The sequence below is a fragment of the Salinivibrio sp. IB868 genome (assembly GCF_001995655.1).
Taxonomy (GTDB): Bacteria; Pseudomonadota; Gammaproteobacteria; order Enterobacterales; family Vibrionaceae; genus Salinivibrio; species Salinivibrio siamensis.
Genome location: NZ_MUEW01000009.1, coordinates 16,932 through 34,122 on the forward strand (window position 1 = coordinate 16,932; position 17,191 = coordinate 34,122).

General features: G+C 50.0%; 16 protein-coding genes and 4 tRNA genes. 12 read left to right on the forward strand and 8 right to left on the reverse strand.

Going from position 1 to position 17,191, the window contains the following annotated elements; all coding sequences use genetic code 11:
- Window positions 1-100: 100 nt before the first annotated feature.
- The 6 genes from pabC to ptsG all read left to right on the forward strand — a co-directional run bounded on the left by pabC (window position 101) and on the right by ptsG (window position 6,370).
- Entirely contained in the window at window positions 101-910 is an 810-nt protein-coding gene (pabC, locus tag BZG20_RS10600; RefSeq protein ID WP_077578969.1) for an aminodeoxychorismate lyase, read from the forward strand.
- Window positions 904-1,920 carry an endolytic transglycosylase MltG gene (gene mltG, locus BZG20_RS10605; protein ID WP_077578970.1) on the forward strand — a complete coding sequence of 339 codons (1,017 nt, stop codon included), beginning with the start codon at window positions 904-906 and terminating at the stop codon, window positions 1,918-1,920. Before pabC ends, mltG begins: the two co-directional genes overlap by 7 nt.
- A complete protein-coding gene (tmk, locus tag BZG20_RS10610; protein WP_046075443.1) occupies window positions 1,917-2,555 on the forward strand; it encodes a dTMP kinase in 639 nt (212 codons plus the stop codon). Before mltG ends, tmk begins: the two co-directional genes overlap by 4 nt.
- On the forward strand, window positions 2,552-3,544 hold the full coding sequence (holB, locus tag BZG20_RS10615) for a DNA polymerase III subunit delta' (protein ID WP_077578971.1): 993 nt from the start codon (window positions 2,552-2,554) through the stop codon (window positions 3,542-3,544). Before tmk ends, holB begins: the two co-directional genes overlap by 4 nt.
- A 1-nt stretch (window position 3,545) precedes the next feature.
- Window positions 3,546-4,325, forward strand: a complete 780-nt coding sequence (locus BZG20_RS10620; RefSeq protein ID WP_077578972.1) for a YchF/TatD family DNA exonuclease — start codon at window positions 3,546-3,548, stop codon at window positions 4,323-4,325.
- 614 nt (window positions 4,326-4,939) lie between these two features.
- Window positions 4,940-6,370: a PTS glucose transporter subunit IIBC gene (gene ptsG, locus BZG20_RS10625; protein WP_046075446.1), complete on the forward strand. Its 1,431-nt coding sequence runs from the start codon at window positions 4,940-4,942 to the stop codon at window positions 6,368-6,370.
- Between the two features lie 63 nt (window positions 6,371-6,433).
- Here the strand turns inward: ptsG and BZG20_RS10630 are convergent, their stop codons facing one another.
- The 3 genes from BZG20_RS10630 to BZG20_RS10640 form a co-directional block, all read right to left on the reverse strand.
- A complete protein-coding gene (locus tag BZG20_RS10630) occupies window positions 6,434-7,342 on the reverse strand; it encodes a lysine exporter LysO family protein (RefSeq protein WP_046075447.1) in 909 nt (302 codons plus the stop codon).
- A 110-nt stretch (window positions 7,343-7,452) separates the two neighbouring features.
- Window positions 7,453-8,376, reverse strand: a complete 924-nt coding sequence (locus BZG20_RS10635) for an HDOD domain-containing protein (RefSeq protein ID WP_046075448.1) — start codon at window positions 8,374-8,376, stop codon at window positions 7,453-7,455.
- A gap of 129 nt (window positions 8,377-8,505) precedes the next feature.
- Window positions 8,506-9,093 carry an LON peptidase substrate-binding domain-containing protein gene (locus BZG20_RS10640; RefSeq protein WP_077578973.1) on the reverse strand — a complete coding sequence of 196 codons (588 nt, stop codon included), beginning with the start codon at window positions 9,091-9,093 and terminating at the stop codon, window positions 8,506-8,508.
- 301 nt (window positions 9,094-9,394) lie between these two features.
- Here BZG20_RS10640 and BZG20_RS10645 point away from each other — a divergent pair, with 301 nt between their 5' ends.
- The 6 genes from BZG20_RS10645 (at window position 9,395) to BZG20_RS16070 (ending at window position 10,933) form a co-directional block, all read left to right on the forward strand.
- Window positions 9,395-9,982 (forward strand): TfoX/Sxy family DNA transformation protein, encoded by a 588-nt coding sequence (locus tag BZG20_RS10645; RefSeq protein WP_046075449.1) that lies wholly within the window; start codon window positions 9,395-9,397, stop codon window positions 9,980-9,982.
- A 240-nt stretch (window positions 9,983-10,222) separates the two neighbouring features.
- Window positions 10,223-10,296, forward strand: a tRNA-Cys gene (locus tag BZG20_RS10650).
- Window positions 10,297-10,321: 25 nt separating this feature from the next.
- Window positions 10,322-10,398: transfer RNA gene (locus BZG20_RS10655), tRNA-Met, on the forward strand.
- Window positions 10,399-10,400: 2 nt separating this feature from the next.
- A tRNA-Gly gene (locus tag BZG20_RS10660) sits at window positions 10,401-10,476 on the forward strand.
- A 39-nt stretch (window positions 10,477-10,515) separates the two neighbouring features.
- Window positions 10,516-10,602, forward strand: a tRNA-Leu gene (locus BZG20_RS10665).
- Window positions 10,603-10,780: 178 nt separating this feature from the next.
- The gene (locus BZG20_RS16070; protein ID WP_172969963.1) at window positions 10,781-10,933 is read left to right on the forward strand and encodes a hypothetical protein; all 153 of its coding nucleotides are present in this window, start codon (window positions 10,781-10,783) and stop codon (window positions 10,931-10,933) included.
- Here BZG20_RS16070 and BZG20_RS10670 read toward each other — a convergent pair.
- The 5 genes from BZG20_RS10670 to BZG20_RS10690 all read right to left on the reverse strand — a co-directional run bounded on the left by BZG20_RS10670 (window position 10,916) and on the right by BZG20_RS10690 (window position 17,052).
- On the reverse strand, window positions 10,916-11,560 hold the full coding sequence (locus BZG20_RS10670) for a Fic family protein (protein WP_077578974.1): 645 nt from the start codon (window positions 11,558-11,560) through the stop codon (window positions 10,916-10,918). The two genes, BZG20_RS16070 and BZG20_RS10670, sit on opposite strands and share 18 nt — an antisense overlap.
- Window positions 11,561-11,729: 169 nt before the next feature.
- Complete coding sequence (locus tag BZG20_RS10675; protein ID WP_077578975.1) at window positions 11,730-11,951, reverse strand: FeoC-like transcriptional regulator; 222 nt, start codon at window positions 11,949-11,951, stop codon at window positions 11,730-11,732.
- The gene (gene feoB, locus BZG20_RS10680; RefSeq protein WP_077578976.1) at window positions 11,902-14,229 is read right to left on the reverse strand and encodes a ferrous iron transport protein B; all 2,328 of its coding nucleotides are present in this window, start codon (window positions 14,227-14,229) and stop codon (window positions 11,902-11,904) included. The genes BZG20_RS10675 and feoB overlap by 50 nt, the downstream gene beginning before the upstream one ends.
- Window positions 14,229-14,456, reverse strand: a complete 228-nt coding sequence (locus tag BZG20_RS10685; RefSeq protein ID WP_077578977.1) for a FeoA family protein — start codon at window positions 14,454-14,456, stop codon at window positions 14,229-14,231. Before BZG20_RS10685 ends, feoB begins: the two co-directional genes overlap by 1 nt.
- Window positions 14,457-14,679: 223 nt before the next feature.
- Window positions 14,680-17,052 (reverse strand): ATP-binding protein, encoded by a 2,373-nt coding sequence (locus BZG20_RS10690; RefSeq protein WP_077578978.1) that lies wholly within the window; start codon window positions 17,050-17,052, stop codon window positions 14,680-14,682.
- Between the last annotated feature and the right edge of the window lie 139 nt (window positions 17,053-17,191).

A 17,191-nucleotide genomic window follows, 5' to 3' on the forward strand; every position in this document is an offset into this window, starting at 1 on the left:
AAAGAGTCTGCTATAGTAACGGCCCGACGATTCGGGCCGTTTTTTATTGTCGGTAAGGTTTTTATTGTCGGTAAGAATAGTTGACTGTCGAGGTTGATAGATGATCTGGGTAAACGGACATCCTTGTCGCGAATTAGCGGTCGCTGACCGAGGGCTCCAATTTGGTGATGGTTGCTTTACCACTGGCCATGTGTATCAGGGGCTATTACTTGATCGCGATGCACATATACTGCGTTTACAAAGCACTTGTGAGCGATTAGCCATTCGCGAGGTTGATTGGTCGGCACTCGCGATAACGCTCGATCAAGCGTGTCAGTATTCGCAGGATGAACAGGTGTTGAAGGTGATTATCACCCGAGGCCAGGGGGGACGCGGTTACAGTCCCAAAGGCTGCTCGTCGCCAACCGTCATTGTTAGCCTACATCCGTTTCCTCGCCATTATCATCATTGGCAACAGCATGGGGTGGCGTTGGCGACGACGCAGATGCAACTTGGCGCGTCACCATTTGCGGGGCTTAAACATCTCAATCGGTTAGAGCAGGTGCGTCTAAAGCTGGCACTGGAAGACGTGGAGGCCGATGATTTCGTGGTCGCGGACATGTTTGGCAACCTGGTTGAGACCACGGCGTCCAATCTTTTCTGGTGCCAAGACCATGTCATTTATACACCTGATTTGGCATATGCCGGTGTGGCGGGACTGATGCGAGAAAAAGTGATGGCCGTGATTGAAGGTTTCACGGACTACCAATGTAAAACGGTCGCGGTCGATGAGACGGCGCTGTGGTGTGCCGATGAAGTGTTTATTTGCAATACCTTGATGAAGGTGGTGCCAGTGACATCCATCAATGAAACAAGTTATAAAACGCATACGCTGACAAGGCGATTACAACAGAGGTTAAACGCGTGCTAAAAAAGCGATTTTTGGGGCTGGTGAGCGTATTGATGGCGATAGTCTTGGCCTCAGTCGCTGGGGTGCTGTGGCAAACGAAGGCGTTTATTTCCACGCCGTTATCCTTGCAGACGCCTCAGCTATTCACTGTCCCTAGCGGTGCACATTACCATAAGGTCATTGCAAAATTTGAAAACAACGGTTGGATGGCATCAAGCATCTGGTCGAAGTTTGCGCCACGGATTTATCCAGAGCTGACTCGGGTGCAAGCGGGCACCTTTCAGATCCAACCTGGACAAACACTAGCCGAGGCGTTCGCGACTCTGCGTTCAGGGCAGCAATATCAAGATGAAATCACCTTTGTCGAAGGGAGTACGTTTGCCCAGTGGCGCAAGCAGCTTGCCTCCGCGCCGCATCTTGACAAAACATTGGATGGCATGAGTGAACAGGCAATTGCTGATGCGCTTGGGCTCAAACACGATAAATTAGAAGGATTACTGCTTCCTGAAACCTACGCTTATGATGTGGGGGATACCGATATTGCATTGCTAAAACGCGCCGCGCGTGCAATGGAAGTGGCCTTGGAGCAGGCTTGGCAGCAACGTATCGAGGACTTACCGATAGAAACCCCTTATCAGCTATTAATCCTGGCTTCCATCATTGAAAAAGAGACCGCGGTGGCGAGTGAGCGAGAAAAGGTGGCGTCGGTATTTGTTAATCGGTTGCGACGCGGTATGCGTTTACAAACCGATCCCACCGTGATTTATGGTATGGGCGATCAGTATGAGGGGAATATTCGTAAACGTGACTTACGTACACCGACGCCCTATAACACTTATGTGATTAATGGCTTGCCCCCGACGCCGATCGCGATGCCAGGTAAAGCGGCCATCTTTGCCGCTGCCCAGCCAGCAAAAACGGATTACTACTATTTTGTCGCCACGGGTAAAGGCGGCCACCAATTTTCTACCACCTTGGCCGAACACAATCGGGCCGTGCGTGATTACTTAAAAGTGTTGAAGAATCAATGAAGAACCATTTCATCGTTGTAGAAGGCCTTGAAGGCGCGGGCAAAAGTACGGCCATCAATCAGATCAAACAGGTGTTACTCGACGCCGGAATCCAGGATGTGATCACTACGCGAGAGCCCGGCGGTACGCCGCTTGCGGAACAGTTGCGTACGCTTGTCAAACAAGGTCACCCAGATGAACCGCTCACGGATAAAGCCGAGCTTCTCATGCTTTACGCCGCACGGGTACAGCTTGTCGAAAACGTGATCAAACCCGCCCTGGCGAAGGGCCAATGGGTGGTGGGTGATCGCCATGATATGTCATCACAGGCTTACCAAGGTGGGGGACGGGGTATGGACACGTCGCTGATGAAAAGCCTCAAAGAAACGGTCTTGGGGACGTTTGCCCCCTCACTGACCTTGTATATGGACATCGACCCAGAGGTAGGCCTTGCACGTGCGCGGGGTCGAGGTGAGTTGGATAGGATTGAGACCATGCAACTGGATTTTTTTGAGCGCACGCGAGCGCGTTATTTGGCATTGGCAAACGACGATCCCAGTGTGGTGGTGATTGATGCGGGCCAGTCGCTAGACACAGTGACCGCTCAGATTAAAACGGCACTAGAAAATTGGCTTAAGCAGCAACCAGGCGTATGAGTGACAAGATAACATTGGCATACCCAGCGCCTTACGTTTATCCCTGGTTTGAAGGCGTTTGGGCGCATTGGCAGCAACTCTTGACGAGTGCGCGCTTTCCGCATGCGCTCTTGTTGGCCGCTCCCCCGGGCAGCGGCCGTCGCGCGTTGATAAGCCAGCTTGCCAAGGTGCGACTGTGCGGCCATCAAAACGATAGCGCCTGTGGGCATTGTCATCATTGCCAGCTTTTCGCGGCGGGTAACCACCCCGATATTCACTGGCTAGCCCCCGAGAAGCCCGGCAAGCAGATTGGTATTGATGCAGTGCGCAAAGTGCAACGACAAGCGCTGGAAACGTCGCAATTGGGCGGGGCGCGCTTTATTGTCATAGAGTGTGTCGAGCGTTTAGGGGAAGCCGCGGCCAATGCGTTGCTTAAATCGCTAGAAGAGCCACCTTCAGGGTGTTACTTCGTGTTATTGACAGACTCGCTGGATAGTTTACTTGCGACCATTGTCAGTCGCTGCAGTGTGTGGAAGGCACCGCAGGCTGAAGCTGACACAGCCAAGGCGTGGATCGAGCAAGCATTGCAGCGCTCGGTGCCAGACCATGCGGTAAGCTTATATCGGGGCGCCCCCTTGGCTGCTCGTGACTTTGTGGCATCGGGCGGGTTAGATCATCACCATAGTGTGGTGGAAGGCTTTTCTACCTATGTGCGCGAGAGAACGGGCCTGTTTGACACTATCGAGGTGTTGGTCGCACACTATCCCGCTTCATTGAACTGGCTCAGTCATTTTCTGCTTGATGTACTTAAATGGCGTCAAGGTGTGGGGCAGACCATTGTACATCGGCATCATCATCAACGGGTTGCCGAGGTGGCCAATGTGCTGACCACCCAGCAAGTTCATTCACTACTACGTGCGCTGCATCAATTACAGCGTCAGTTACAAATTCATACAGGGCTAAATACCGAATTGGTTGTTAGCCAGTGGTTATTATCGATTGGAGAATAACGTGTTAATAGACTCTCATTGCCATCTCGACAAACTGGATTACGACTCGCTGCACCAGAATGTTGGCGATGTTTTAGATAAAGCGCAGGCAAGGGGCGTCGACTATTTCCTTTCGGTGGGGGTAACGCTAGATAGCTTTCCGGCGATGCTAGACATGATCCGACCTTACTCGCATGTTTTTGCCTCATGTGGTGTGCACCCTTTGGATATCGAAAATGGTTTCGATTACGACCGATTGAAAGCCTTAGCGGCTGATGAGCGTGTCGTGGCGGTAGGAGAGACAGGGCTTGATTACCACTATCAGCCAGAGCTTGCTGAGCAGCAGCAAGCGATTTTCCGCCAGCACGTCCGTCTCGCGGTTGAGCTTAACAAACCCTTGATTATCCATACTCGCGCGGCACGTGAAGACACGCTTGCGATTTTACGTGAGGAGGGCGCTGAGCGCGTCGGGGGTGTGCTACACTGTTTTACAGAAAGCTATGAGATGGCAGAGGCGGCGATTGAACTCGGTTTCTACATTTCAATTTCTGGGATAGTGACGTTCAACAAGGCCACAGAGCTGAAAGATGTGGTGCGTCGTATACCGCTTGAGCGCCTGCTGGTTGAAACAGACTCGCCTTACTTGGCACCTGTTCCCCATCGTGGCAAGCAAAACCAGCCAGCTTATGTGAAAGAAGTTGCTGAGTACGTCGCGATGTTAAAGGGTGAATCGGTGGAAACGGTCTGTGACATCACCAGCCGTAACTTTTTTACGCTTTTTTCTGGTGCAAACCCGCAATAATTCAAGTCGCCCGATAACCTTGTCGGGCGTTTTTCTTGCTTAGCACGTCACGCTCCTTTCGCCGCAAGAAAACACCGCTTTTTGATTATCTCGGCGTTGATAAGGCACCATCCCACTTGGTCAATTCTGCGTCATTTTTCGGTTATGTTTGCAACAAAATAACCGATTTATATCGCTAGCCTATCAAAGTTGATCTCGCGCAATTTCACATCTACCTTTTTGAAATGATTAGGAATTATCAATCTACGTCCTAGGCATTACGCGCTGTATTAATTCGTTACGTAAAATAACGTTAGGGGTGAAGGGGTTGCTATTTTTTTGTTCGTATCCTTTCCCCTGGTCAATAGATTTTTTGTCATTTTAAATCATGATCTTATGTTGTTTTTTGCTGTTTTTGTCGCCAATTCTAATTGTGATCTATATTTACTTTTTAATCAGTAAAATCGTCACTGATAGGCAAGGTGATGATTCGCCCCTTATAGTTTGGGTGAGTTCAATAATCACAAATCGTTTGTGCTCTCGGCGCCTGTGGTATCGGTTGGCCTCTTGCGGGGGAATCGGAAGGTTAGTCCGACGAGACACATTGTTAAACGTCCTTGTCAGGAGCAAGAACTATGTCAAAAAACCTCTTTGCTAACCTGCAAAAAGTCGGTAAAGCGCTGATGCTTCCAGTATCTGTGCTTCCGGTCGCAGGTATACTTTTGGGTGTTGGTGCTGCCAACTTTAGCTGGATGCCAGATATTGTCTCACACATGATGGAACAAGCTGGTGGGTCTGTATTTGGTCAAATGGCCTTGCTGTTTGCTGTGGGTGTTGCCCTTGGCTTCACCAACAATGATGGTGTCTCGGGTCTGTCTGCGATTGTCGGTTACGGCATCATGGTGGCGACACTGGACGTGATGGCACCGGTTATGGGCGCTGACGTTATCAAGACAGGGGTACTTGGCGGTATTCTTGCCGGTGGTGTCGCGGCGTGGACCTTTAATCGCTTCTACACGATTCAACTGCCTGACTACCTTGGTTTCTTTGCCGGTAAACGGTCAGTGCCAATCATTACCGGTTTCATCTCTATCGCGCTTGGTGTGATCCTCTCTGTTATCTGGCCACCAATCGGCAGTGCTATCGCATCCTTCTCTCACTGGGCGGCGACACAAGATCCTGTTACTGCATTTGGTATTTACGGTGTGGTAGAGCGTGCGCTTATCCCATTCGGTCTGCATCACATTTGGAACGTACCTTTCTTCTATGAAGCGGGTAGCTGTGTGAACAACGCAGGCGAGCAAGTAAACGGCATCATGACCTGTTTCTTGACCGCAAACGATGTCACTCGTGAAGCAGGTAACGGCTTTGGTCAGTTAGCTGGCGGCTACTTGTTCAAAATGTTCGGTCTACCTGCGGCGGCATTTGCTATCGCACATTCTGCCAAGCCAGAAAACCGTGCCAAAATCATGGGTATCATGGCATCAGGTGCACTGACGTCATTCTTGACCGGCATCACTGAACCTATCGAGTTCTCGTTCCTATTCATCGCGCCAGTGCTGTATGGTATCCACGCTATCATGGCAGGTGCGGCGTATGTTCTGACTAACGCGTTGGGCGTTGTTCACGGCCATACTTTCTCGAACGGTTTTATCGACTTCATCGTGCAAATGCCACGTGCTGAGAACGTGACCACACTGGTGCTGCTGGGCCTTGGTTATGCGGTACTCTACTACATCGTGTTCCGTGTAGTGATTCGTGCCCTTGACCTGAAAACCCCTGGTCGTGAAGACGAAGCGGTCGCTGACGTGTCAACCGCGACAGGCTCTGAGCTTGCGGGCGACTTGGTGGCTGCATTCGGTGGTAAAGACAACATCACAGGTCTTGATGCTTGTATCACTCGTCTACGTGTCTCAGTGGCTGACACTGAAATTGTTGACCAAGACAAGCTCAAGCAGCTAGGTGCAGCGGGTGTAGTTGTGGTATCGGGTGGCGTACAAGCTATCTTTGGTACCAAGTCAGACAACCTGCGTACTGAAATGGATAACTGGATGCGCAGCCAATAATTGCATGCGCTAAACCAGGAAATGTAAAAAGAGGGGGTAGCATCTTGCTACCCCTTTTTTTGTTCAACGGGCACCGAGTGAGAGAAAAAACAACATCAAAACGGGCACCAACAAGCTGAGTATGAACCCACTGACAATCGCAATCGGTACACAGCGAATCCCGCCTGTGCTTTGAATGATCGGCAAGGTGAAATCCATCGCGGTGGCACCACCATATCCAATTGCGGTGAGCGGATAGCGCCGGATTAACACTGGAATAATCATAATCGCCACAAGCTCGCGCGCGAGCTCGAGAATAAATGATGCACCGCCGTAGACAGGCCCCAGTCCGTCGCCCATTAAGATCCCTGCCAACGAGTACCAACCGAAGCCGGATGCCATCGCTAACCCGTGATGATAAGGAATATCTAACCACCATGCCGCCAGCAAGCCACCGGGCAAGGAGGTCGCGACAACGAGAGCCGCAATCATCAGCCCACTTTTATTGAGAATGATTTGCTTCAGCGTCATGCCACTGTTGCGGAGCTGAATGCCAATCAATAAGAGCAAAAGTAATAAAATCCCCTCGCTGGCCGTATCGACCCAAGAAAGATCTTGATTGAGTAATAGCCCTACGACTAAGCCAACGGCCACAGCCGCAATCAGCTTACCGGACTCTGACATCATGGCGCTGAGGGTCAGTTTATGTTGGTGGCCATGGGTCTCGGTTGGGAAGAGCTTATCGAGAACAGGCAGGGCAAGCAGATTGGCCGCGCCGATACAAATAAAGAAAGTGGCAGCGAAATACAAAATGGTGGAAATATGTTGCCCGAGGTTATCTAAGCCTGCGAGGCTTAAGCCCATCAACACTAAAATGACCATCACTAGCCGCATCGTCAGGGTATTGACGGCGTTGAGGTAGCGCGCCTGCTTAATGGGGATTAGATAGCCGATAATAAGCGGCGAGAAGATGAGTAGCATCCCTGAAAACATCTGATTTTGCTCGGTGTTAAGAAAGTAGAGCTTGAGGTTATCAACCGGTTAATAGGTTGGTCAATAAAATCAGACAAGGGTGGTCAAAGGAAAGACCACCCTGGCTTGGGTCAGATACTGCTTGCGTCCATGACTTGGTTTAGCTGACGAGAGAACTCTTTTTCATCGAGGTTGGATAGCTCATATAAAGCTTCTGCGCCAGGCGCAGTGATTTCCACTTCATGATCCTCTATTGCGTCATCTTGATTGCGAAACAATAACAAGTGATTTGCCATTCTCGCGATATCTAAATAGGTGATATCGGGGCGCGGCTTAGTGTAGAGCTTATTGTTAATGGCGACTTCGATAAAGTCACGGTCAAACTGCCACTGCTTGAGCACAAGACGGCTGCAGTCGCCCGCCAGTGAGAAGAAGACGCGCTCTGCAATGTCAAATTTTAGATAGTGTCCCTGATTCACAAAGCGCTGAAACTCGCCAATCACGCTGTATAAGCCAATATCAGCAAGCAACCCCACAATCAGTGCTTTTTCGGGCTCCACTGAAAGCGGTTCATCACAATAGTTTCTGACTTTTTGCGTCACCAGTGCCATCGCAGCGGCGAGTTCACGAGATTTTTGCGCACTTTTTTTCAATAGTGCGTTGCAGGCCTTGGAAAACGTGGCATCACTCTTGAGCTGATAGACGGCGGCGGCTGTGATGATCCCTAAAACGCGATCAACGCCAAGCCGAGAGACGGCGGTTTGAACATCTTTGCATTGACCTGTGGCGCGGGGAGCAAATAAAGCGGAGTTTGCAGCTTTAAGCACGGCCCCACATAAGCTTGGATCGTCCAACAAGAGGTTGGCAATATCCCGCATGGTAGTATCCGACCGCTTGCTAGCGCGTTGTATTGACAGAACAGCATCCGGTAAAGGAGGTAGGGACAGGCGATTGACACGGATGGTTTCGACGGCACGCTTGTAAAACTCGGTTTCTAGGGAGCGTAAGTACTTATCACGATCCGGTGAGACCCAAAAAAATGAAAGATGATCCATAAGTCCTGATAGTAATTGTCAGCAGACTGCATAGTAATGCGGTGAAGAATAAAAGAGAACCGCCTTTCTCTGAATCAGTGAGCCTGCTGGCGTCTTTGATGATAATTTACACAGTCACTCATCTGTCGCTTAGTCGTCGTCAATAAGTGGATACCGCAATAGTTTATCAATAAACTCGGCCACCAATAAGGCCGTAGGCTGGGAGAGTAGAAGCTGTTTTTGTTTCACTTCGATGGGGAGTAACTCCAACCAGCGCAGGCAAACCCAGCCAATTTCATCGTACTGTGTTAACTGGAAGTGTTCGTGGCGTGTCGGATTCGATCGATAATACTGCTGCAGCTTCTCACTCAGATAGAGGTAGTGCTTGGGAACAGCATGGCGTTGCCATTTTGGCAACGGTGTATAACGCGCCATATTGACGTCACCTTCACCCGCGTCAATCGCATTCACTTTGACACTTTCAATCCCTTGTAACGTCAACGCGATTTCATGCGCACCATGACGATTGAAGTCTGCAATCTCGCAAAGCGTAACGATAGGAGAAATGGCGTGCGGGCGCTGCTGATCTTCATCCTCATTTTTCATCGCGACCAAAAGGCGAGGTGGTTCGCCTGCCTGTTGGAGCATTTGTAAGTAACACGACTCAGACAGCACATAGCTGTGCAATCCCCCAGGCAATAAATGACTTACTTCTATTAACAGCGGGTGTCTCGACATGTCGGCTCCCTGACTATTAGCTTACCACTATTAATTTAGCGCACTCATCGCCCTGCGTTAAGCATAGATGCATCGAAGACTTTATTTAACGACGAAAAAATGTTTGTAATAAATGTGACAAAAACCGCACTAAATGGAGGGGGTATTTGGCGATAAGTGATCAGATGCATAGTATTCGGTTGCCATTTGATGCAACCTCTTTTCGTTAAAATAATCATGCACGCTGACTAACTTATCAGTCACTTTTGTGAGCCAGTTTACGGCTCGATATGAACATCTATTCGCTGAAGGAGAGTTTTCGATGGCGAAGCAATTTGAAGCCCAATTAATGCGTTTTCTGGATAGTTATGGAGAGATGGAGCAACGCTCTATGTTTGGTGGTATTGGTTTTTTCTCTCAAGAGGCGATGTTTGCATTGCTTACCGGAAAGCATGTTTATCTACGAGGAGGAGGCCTGCTCACCGACAAGTTAATCGCCAAAGGCTGCAATAAATTTGTTCATGTAAAGAAAAGTACCTCCGCGGTGGTTAACTATTATGATGTGACCGCGCTCTACTTAGGCCATGATCCCGACTTGCCTACCATGATTGAACAGTCTTTACAGCGTGCGCTCAAAGATAAAGCGCAGAAAACATCGACATCCAGTCTTCGGCTGCGAGATTTACCCAACTTACGATTAACGATTGAAAGAATGCTGAAAAAGTCGGGTGTGAAAGACGTGTCGACGTTCTATAGCATGGCGCCGCAGGAAATGTTCCGTCGAGTGCAAATGACACACGGTAAAGATATCGATATCAATCTACTGTGGAAGCTCGCTGGAGCACAGCAGGGGCGTCATTGGGAATTGATTGAAAAAGATGAACGTGAACGGCTGCTCGCTGACGTCTAGGTGAATGGATAGAGTGTTGGTCGGTGCCAGCCTGGATTAATCGGGCTGGCATTTTTGTAAATGCTGCATGAGTCGCCACGCTAATCGGCCTTTTTAGGGCTCGCTTAGCGCCGAGAGAGTAGTGAAATGTCACGTTTGGGTAAATAATCGTCGGTTAGACGCTAAAATGATAATTTTTGCGTGACAGGCGSAAAAACTTATGTAGAATTCAAACCACTTAGCCGAGAGGTGAAGCGCGAGGGCGCGTTGGCAGAGTGGCTATGCAGCGGATTGCAAATCCGTGGACCTCGGTTCGACTCCGGGACGCGCCTCCATGAACTCTGGCTAAAATAATACGGACGCGGGATGGAGCAGTTTGGTAGCTCGTCGGGCTCATAACCCGAAGGTCGGTGGTTCAAATCCGCCTCCCGCAACCAAAGCGACATTAGCTCAGCTGGTAGAGCGCGACCTTGCCAAGGTCGAGGTCACGAGTTCGAACCTCGTATGTCGCTCCAAACATAAAACAGTGGCGTAAGCGGCTGAAAAGATTGTGTGCCCTGGTGGTGGAATTGGTAGACACAAGGGATTTAAAATCCCTCGGCGTTCGCGCTGTGCCGGTTCAAGTCCGGCCCGGGGCACCATTAATAAGCAAGACGGCGACCTTAAGGGTCGCCGTTTTTGTATGTCTTTTCCTTGTTCAGTGCGTACGTTGTGCTTCACAATTTTGAAGAAAACAGACAGGTATCTGCGTTGAATTAACGCTATTTTTTGACTAAAATTTAATCAGTGATGACAAGAGTGACTGTGAAAAGGCGATTAATGCAGAAAAAAACAAAAAAGGTGACGACGGCGATGATAACGCGTGCGGTAGCAAGCTCGACCGCGATTGAGACGCAAGCATCAACCGAAGAAGTGGAGGCAAGGCTTAAAGCGAGCAGGCAGAAATATCAAAACTTAGCGCTCGCTGATTGAGAAAGATGAAAATGTGAGGGGTAAAATGTCGTTAATCAGCCGCTCCATGTGCTGGTAGTCATGCCCGACACCAGCTTGAATTGCCGCAATGTAAAAGTCTTTGTTTTCTTCCCAAAGTCGATAGTCCAACAATCCTAAGCCCGCCTGTTGGCACAGCACATCAATGAGTAAACGCGATATTCGTCCATTTCCTTCTCGAAATGGGTGAATAAGAATGAACTCAACGTGACTTTGTGCAAGGTAACGAATGAGCGTCGCGCGCGGCATTACCGATACCCCCGCGTACTGGTTGAGAAAGACGCTTTCAAAATGCTGCAAACAGGCCCCTATCTGCTTGGGGGAAGTAAAACGAAACCCACCTTTACTCAGCTCAACATTCCTCACCTGACCGGCCCATGGGTAAACATTGCCCAGCCATTGTCGATGCCAGCTGGCGAGGGTGCTAACCCTTAATTGGCGTGGGAAATGGCCGCCGGTGAATACACGTTCGTAAAGCTTCGCAAGTAAGACAGCTTCAATGTCTTCCATTTTGGTGGGATCAGTCACCCCCATGTGGTTTTTGAGGACGCGTTCGTTAGAGCCAGGTTGGTATTGTGCCTCACTGGATTGTGTTTGATAGCGGCTCATGGCTTATCCCTCTACATCGACTCCTTTGATTTTAGTTCAGAGACGTGTGTAAGGGCGCAAGACGATAAATGCGATGTGTGATCGTCGAATGGATAAGGTGAGTCACTGAGTCTGTTGATCAACAAGGCAACGCTAAGGCTGCCTTGTGATCATCACGCGGTTAGGAGGGCTAAATCATGCTAAAGCATTGTATTTCATTCTGGTGTGCCAAACGGTAGTGGATATCTTGCGGATCCTTATGCCCCGATTGTCGAATAATCACCCCGCGTTTTACCCAGGTCGCCATCATCGCTTCAATACCGTCTGGGCTTATCCCATACTGGTTGGCGAGGTCTGTGCGACTAATGACACCCGCCTGACTGACACTGGCTTTGAGCTTTTGCAGGATCATAATAGGTCTCCTTAAACCAATGGGGATGTTTGCCGACGTAGCGCATGAGTGCCACCACGACAATCAGTAAGGCACAAAGGCCAGTGATGTAGAGTGTGGCTGGCGTGGTGGTGACATTCAACTGACTGAATTGGTAGCATAACGTGGCACCGCTTATCGCGAGCAGCATTGACCAGCTCGCCACAAACAGGGCAAATCGGCGACCAAACTCGCGTGTGTAGGCGCCCAGAGCGGCAACACATGGGGTGTATAGTAGGATAACAATGAGATAGGCCATCACGCTGGCGGTGCTAGTGAATTGACGATGCAGATTATCAAACGTTGTCATACTGACTTCTTGCGCTTGTGCGGCGGCCTCGGTGTTTTCAATCTCACCGACGTCGATAGCCAATGGGTCGGTATAATCAATGCCAAATAAGTTTTCAGGAATGCTCTGAACCGCTTCGACCAGCGCTTCTCCGAGTGTGGTTTCTTCTTCGGCTTCTTCGCTGGGCGCATAAAGGTTATTTAAGGTGCCGACGACGGCCTCTTTGGCAAATAGCCCGGTCACCAACCCGACGGTAGCAGGCCAATTATCCTCTTCAATCCCGATAGGTGATAGGGCCGGCGTGATCACTTGTGCTGTTTTCGAAAGGACGGAGGACTCGCTGTCTTCGTGTCCGAACGATCCATCGGTGCCTAACGAGTTGAAGAAGGTCAGAATCGTCACCACGATAACAATGGTTTTACCTGCACCAAGGACAAACCGACGCAGTTTTTGCCACGTGTTGTTCATCACATGGCGCACACGCGGCAGCTCGTAGTCAGGGAGTGTCATCAGCAGGCTTTCACTATGCCCTGGATAAAGGGTGTGACGCAGTATCAGGCCGGTGATTATCGCCGCGACAATGCCAAGTAAGTAGAGGCCGAAAACAAGGTTTTGTCCGTTTTGTGGGAAAAACGCCGCGGCGAAGAGGGCGTATACAGGCAGGCGAGCGCCACAGGACATAAACGTTGCCATCGCAGCCGCGGTTTTGCGCTCGTGAATCTGTTCTAATGTGCGCGTTGCCATCACGGCGGGGACGGTGCACCCAAAGCCGAGGATTAAGGGAACAAAGGCTTTGCCCGGCAACCCCATTTTTTGCATTAAACCGTCTAATAAAAAGGCGGCACGTGCCATGTAGCCTGTGCTTTCTAATACCGTTAAAAACAGGTACAAGCCTGCAATAACAGGAATAAAGGTCGCAACGGTTTGAATGCCTCCTCCGAGGCCATCGGCGAGAATAGTGACAATCGCCGTCGGCAGTACGCCGTCAAGAAGCTGGTGGGTGCCATCTACCAGTATCGCGCCGGCGGCAATATCGAAAAAGTCGATAAAGGCGCCGCCAATGTTGATGGCAAACACAAACATCGCATAGAGGACGGCGAGCAAAATGGGCAGTGATAAGAAGGGGTTGAGAATGACTTTGTCTAGCTTCTCGGTATTATTGCGACTGAGATGACGAAGCTCGCGGCGAGCCTGGTGAACCATGTCACGAATCGCACTGTAGCGTGTATCAGCAATGACGATGTCAGTGTCTAAGTCTGAAAGGGCTTGGTTTGCTATCGTAAACTGCTGCTGGTCAGCATCGGTACTACCATCAGGCAAGCGTCCCCGCTCTAAGCATTCGAGCAAGTGCGCACGTTGATTCACTTGTGCCGCGGCGGAATGAAGAAAACGGGCGCCAAGCTGGTTTTGAATCCAGTTTTCTAATGGCGCACCGTAGTTCAGGTACATCGCCTCACAAACGGGTAAGTGGGTGGTCAGGTGGGCGAGCTGGTGGCACAGGGTGTCGACGGTCGCCGGTTGACATGCGGTGACGGTCAATACGGGACAGCCCAGCATCGTTTGTAATTTGGCGGTGTCGAGTTGTTGACCATTACGATCAAGCAAATCCATTTTATTGATCACCACCACCATAGGGACACCGCGTTCACGCAGTTGAAGGGTGAGGTATAGACCGCGCTCTAGGCAATTGGCATCTAAGACATTAATAATAAAATCATTCTCACCGCTATCGATGGCGTAAGTGGCAATTTGCTCATCAATACTGGCGTCAAAGCCTGCGTTTAGCGCATAAAGGCCGGGTAAATCTGTGATTTGACAGTCGTTATGCGCCAGAGAGAGCGTACCGACTTTTTTGTCGACAGTGACGCCAGCCCAATTTCCGACTTTCTGTTGTGAGCCGGTGAGCGCATTAAATAAGGTGGTTTTCCCGCAGTTTGGGTTGCCTGCGAGTACAATGCGGCGTGAGCTCATCAGAGTACCTCCACGTCAATCAGTTTCGCGACGTCACGACGTACGATCAGTTGTTCGCTATCGAGACGAATTTGAAGTGGATCACCCAGTGGGGCGCGTCTGACAAGCTCAACGCCTGTGCCTGGAATCACGCCCATGACCGCGAGGCGGTGGCGGATAGAGGCAGGCACATGATGGACACTGGTGATACGCGCGGATTGGCCGCGACTAAGCGTGGACAGTTTCATAGTGCGAGATCCAAATAAGAATGGTTTTCATTGGATATTACGCTTAAATTTCACGTTGTTTTTTGCGTCGGATCAAGTTAAGCGGCGAGTGGAAAGTGTGAGAAGTGTCACAACAAGGTAAAGGGTTGATATGGCGAATGATTTGTAAGTGCCACGAAAAAGCCGGAATAAAAAAGCGGCCGATTGGCCGCATTCAGTACTGAGATAGGTTGATGGTTGTCGATTATTTTTGGGACTGATGTGCCGCTCGCTGGTGATTCAGTTTGTCGATCGCGATGGCTAACAGTCCAGACCCATTATCACTGTCAGGGCCAAAGCCTGCGGCCTGTCCCGCTAATAAAGCAAGGGCGTCACTGACATGTGAAACGGCGTACACGTGAAACTCGCCTTTTTCGACTGCGAGTACCACATCTTTGCGGAGCATCAGGTTTTGGATATTGGCTTCTGGGATGATCACCCCTTGAGTGCTGCTCGGCCCTTTAAGCGTACACACATCAAAAAAGCCTTCGATTTTTTCATTGACACCACCTATGGGTTGCGCTTCACCGAACTGATTCATCGAGCCAGTAATGGCAATATCTTGACGAAGGGGGGCCTCGGTGATGGCAGAGAAAATCGCACAAAATTCCGCCATTGAGGCGCTATCGCCATCCACACCGCCGTATGATTGCTCAAAAGTGAGATGGGTTTTGAGTGGAATGGTGTCCGTTTTGCCCAATAAACTTGCCAGGTATGCTGACAAGATCATCACACCTTTGGAGTGAATACGGCCGCCGAGTTTCACACTTCGCTCGATATCCAGCACTTCTCCTTCCCCAAACGCCGTGGTCGCGGTGATACGGTTGGGTAAGCCAAAGCTGTAATCCGATGTGCTCAGCACCGAAAGGCCATTGATTTGACCCAGTGCCGTGCCATGCGTGTTGATCAGTGTGACGCCGTTTTCCACATTCTGCATCATGCTGTCACGCAATCGACTGACGCGCATATTGCGGCTGGCGAGGGCTTTTTCTACATGCAGGGCACCAATACTGTTTGCTTTGGCGTGGTGGGCCCAATAATTAGATTCACGCAATAGGTTGGCAATATCAGCGGAGTGTAGTGATAAGCGATTTTGATCGTCAGCTTGGCGAGCACTGTGCTCAATAATACGCGCAATGGCACTGCGACTGCAGTGAAGAAGATGACTGTCATGAATAATGCTTGAAATGAACTTGGCGTATTGTTGCTCGGTGCTCTCAGTGCGCGGCATGTCATCTTCAAAGTCGGCGGTGACCCGAAACAGCTCAATAAACTCCGCATCGTAACGTTGGAGTAGCTGATAGGTTTGATAGTCGCCAAACAAAATGATCTTAACATCCAGAGGAATCGGCGCCGGATCGAGAGACACAGTCCCGCTTAGGGTCACTTCTCGCTCTAGGGCGCTAACACTTAACTGGCGGCTACTGAGGGCCCGCTTGATGCCATCCCACACATAAGGCTTCTCAAGGACTTTAATCGCATCCATCAGCAACACGCCGCCATTGGCGCGGTGAAGGCTCCCTGAACGAATCAATGAAAAGTCGGTAAACACCGTGCCTTTAAACGTGGCATTCTCAACATAACCGAACAGGTTGTGATAACTAGGGCTATCCTCAACCACGATCGGCGCTTGTGCGTCATTCTGACTGACTAACACATTGACTTGGTAACGGCGAGGGAGTTTTTTATCCAGCGCCGCATACGCGAGTGCGGCTTGCTCCTCACTGTCTTCAAGGAAAATATCGAGGTGCTCAAGCATGTCAGCTTGCATGGCGTCTAAAAAGGTTAAAATGTCAGGCAAGTCAGCAAAGTTTTTCTTAAGCGGTGCCATTTGCGTGGCGATGACTTCTTGGGCGATATCCTCATCCAAGGCTTTTTGTTTTTCCGCGTACTCAGACTCCCATTCGCCAAGTTGGCGAACAATACCGCGCAGTTCCGTCTCTAGCTTATCGATGACTTTGCCAAAGGCCATCTGCTCGTCGTGTGAGAGGGCGTCAAAGGTCTCCTCGGTATGAGGCTCCTCGCCGTTTAGTGCCACAAATTGGTAATCACCTTGAGGGGTGATGGTTAAACTCACATTGTTTTTTTCTGCTGTTTCACTTAATCCCTGAAGGACGTTTTGTTGGCGCTCAGTAAGCTGGTTTTTCAGTGTTTCAGCACGCTGGTAATACATTTCGTTGTCAAATGCCATGGGCAGGGCGTTGGCCAGTTTGCCCATCAGTTGCTCAATATGCTTTTTGAGTTCATTGCCTTTACCCGCAGGCAGCTTCAATACTTCTGGGGAGCGCGCTTCATGAAAATTAGCGACGTAACACCAGTCATAAACCGGTGACTCACTTTGCCAGTGTTGGTTGAGGTAGCGCATCATCATGGTGCGTTTTCCAAGTCCATTTTGGCCAATGGCATAGATGTTATAGCCTTTCTCTTTGATGGACATGGCGAACTCAACCGCGTGACGGGCACGATCTTGACCCACAATCTCGTCGAGTGGCGCAAGGTGTTTGGTTGAAGTGATGTCACTGTGCTTTAAACTGGACTCACGGTATAAACGATCGCTTGTTAGCGGAGTGATAGCCATAGAGCTTCCCATATTGGCATTTTGTCGGTGATGACTTTCAGTGTAGCGGCTGTAAGTGATTGTTTTAGTGACCTTGGTGGAGAAAGCTGGGATGGGGTCACAATTTTGCTTTGCCTGGTGGTTTTATGTACAAAACGGG